Source organism: Polaromonas sp. P1_F9, from assembly GCF_056405615.1.
This window is the reverse complement of record NZ_JBFUBT010000013.1, coordinates 1-2,853: the sequence shown is the minus strand read 5'-3', so window position 1 is coordinate 2,853 and position 2,853 is coordinate 1. Positions and strand designations below refer to the sequence as shown.

Genomic DNA, 2,853 nt, shown 5'->3' with positions numbered 1-2,853 from the left:
ACCGGCTACACACTGGGCGGCGCCGATGCCGGCAACTACACCGTGGTGCAACCCACAGGGTTCACGGCCAACATCACACCGGCCAGCCTGGCGGTTACGGGCGTGGGCGCGAACAACAAGGTGTACGACACCACCACCACCGCCACGCTCAATGGCACCGCAAACGTCGCGGCCCTGGGCGGCGATGTGGTGACGGTGGGCGGTGGCAGCGGCACCTTCGCCGACAAGAATGTGGGCAACGGCAAGGCTGTGACGATCAGCGGCTACACACTGGGTGGGGCCGATGCCGGCAACTACACCGTGGTGCAACCTACAGGTATCGCGGCCAACATCACGCCGGCCAGCCTGACTGTGACCGGCGTAGGCGCAAACAGCAAGGTTTACGACACGACCACCACAGCGACGCTGAGCGGGACAGCCGCGGTGACAGCTTTGGGTGGCGACACGGTGACGGTGGGCGGCACCGGCAGCGGCAGCTTCGCCAACAAAAATGTGGGCAATGGCAAGGTTGTCACCGTCACCGGCTACACCCTCGGCGGCGCCGATGCCGGCAACTACACCGTGGTGCAGCCCACGGCAGTGACCGCCAACATCACACCGGCCAGCCTGACCGTCACAGGTGTGGGAGCCAACAACAAAGTCTACGACACGACCACCACGGCGACGCTCAATGGCACGGCCAGTGTTGCCGCTTTGGGCGGCGATGTGGTGAACGTGGCTGGCACGGGCAGTGGCACCTTCGCTAACAAGAATGTGGGCAACGGCAAGGTCGTCACCGTCACCGGCTACACGCTGGGCGGCGCTGATGCGAGCAACTACACCGTGGTGCAACCCGCCGGCCTCGCAGCCAACATCACGCCGGCCAGCCTGACTGTTACCGGCGTAGGCGCAAACAACAAGGTTTACGACACGACCACCACAGCGACGCTGAGCGGGACAGCGGCGGTGACAGCTCTGGGTGGCGATACCGTGACCGTAGGCGGCACCGGCAGCGGCAATTTCGCCAACAAGAACGTTGGCAACGGTAAAGCCGTGACAGTCACCGGCTACACACTGGGCGGAGCAGATGCCAGTAACTACGCCGTGGTGCAGCCCACAGCTGTCACGGCCAACATCACACCGGCCAGCCTGGCTGTCACGGGTGTGGGAGCCAACAACAAGGTCTACGACGCAACGACCACCGCGACGCTGAACGGAACAGCGGCGGTTACCGCCCTGGGTGGCGATACCGTGACCGTGGGCGGAACCGGCAGCGGCAATTTCGCCAACAAGAATGTAGGCAACGGCAAGACCGTCGCCGTCACCGGCTACACCCTCGGCGGCGCCGATGCCGGCAATTACACCGTGGTTCAACCGACGGCGGTGACGGCAAACATCACACCCGCCAGCCTGACGGTAACGGGTGTAAATGCCAACAACAAGGTGTATGACACCACCACCACGGCGACGCTCAGCGGAACAGCGGCTGTTACGGCCCTGGGCGGCGATACCGTGACGGTGGGTGGCGCCAGCAGCGGCAATTTCAATGACAAAAACGTTGGCAACGGCAAGGCTGTAACGGTCACCGGCTACACCCTCAGCGGCGCAGACGCCAGTAACTACACCGTGGTGCAACCCACGGGATTGACCGCGAACATCACGCCGGCTGGCCTGGCTGTGACCGGCGTAGGCGCAAACAACAAGGTCTACGACACGACCACCACGGCGACGCTCAACGGAACGGCGGCCGTCACGGCCTTGGGTGGCGACGTTGTGGCCGTGGGCGGCACGGGCAGCGGCAGCTTCGCCAACAAGAATGCAGGCAATGGCAAGGCCGTGACTGTCACCGGCTATACGCTGAGCGGTGCGGACGCCGGCAACTACACCGTGGTGCAGCCCATAGGGGTAATCGCCAACATCACGCCAGCCAGCCTCACGGTCGCAGGCGTGAATGCCAACAACAAGGTCTACGACGCAACGACCACCGCGACTCTCAACGGAACGGCGGCTGTTACGGCCCTGGGGGGTGATGTTGTGACGGTTGGCGGTGGCAGCGGTACCTTTGCCAACAAGAATGTGGGCAGCGGCAAGGCCGTGACCGTCACCGGCTACACGCTGGGCGGAGCCGATGCCGGCAATTACACCGTGGTCCAACCCACGGGGCTTACCGCCAATATCACCCCCGCCAGCCTGACGGTCACAGGCGTGAATGCCAACAACAAGGTCTACGACACCACGACTGCGGCCACGCTCAGCGGAACAGCCGCGGTGACGGCCTTGGGTGGCGACACGGTGACGGTAGGCGGCGCTGGCAGCGGTGCTTTCGCCGACAAGAACGTTGGCAACGGCAAAGCCGTGACCGTCACCGGCTACACGCTGGGCGGTGCCGATGCCGGCAATTACACCGTGGTGCAACCCACGAGCTTGACCGCCAACATCACGCCGGCCAGCCTGGCGGTCAGCGGTGTGAGTGCCAACAACAAGGTCTACGACACCACCACCACGGCCACGCTCAGCGGAACAGCGGCGGTGACAGCTCTGGGTGGCGATACCGTGACCGTGGGCGGCACCGGCAGCGGCAATTTCGCCAACAAAAACGTTGGCAACGGCAAAGCCGTGACAGTCACCGGCTACACACTGGGCGGCGCCGATGCCGGCAACTACACCGTGGTGCAACCCACAGGGTTCACGGCCAACATCACACCGGCCAGCCTGGCGGTTACGGGCGTGGGCGCGAACAACAAGGTGTACGACACCACCACCACCGCCACGCTCAATGGCACCGCAAACGTCGCGGCCCTGGGCGGCGATGTGGTGACGGTGGGCGGTGGCAGCGGCACCTTCGCCGACAAGAATGTGGGCAACGGCAAGGCT

At 64.6% G+C, this 2,853-nt stretch carries 1 protein-coding gene; it reads left to right on the top strand.

Annotated features, from left to right (window positions below):
• On the top strand, nt 1–2,853 hold a 2,853-nt coding region (locus AC1DYR_RS22225; protein ID WP_477706984.1), incomplete at both ends, for a beta strand repeat-containing protein.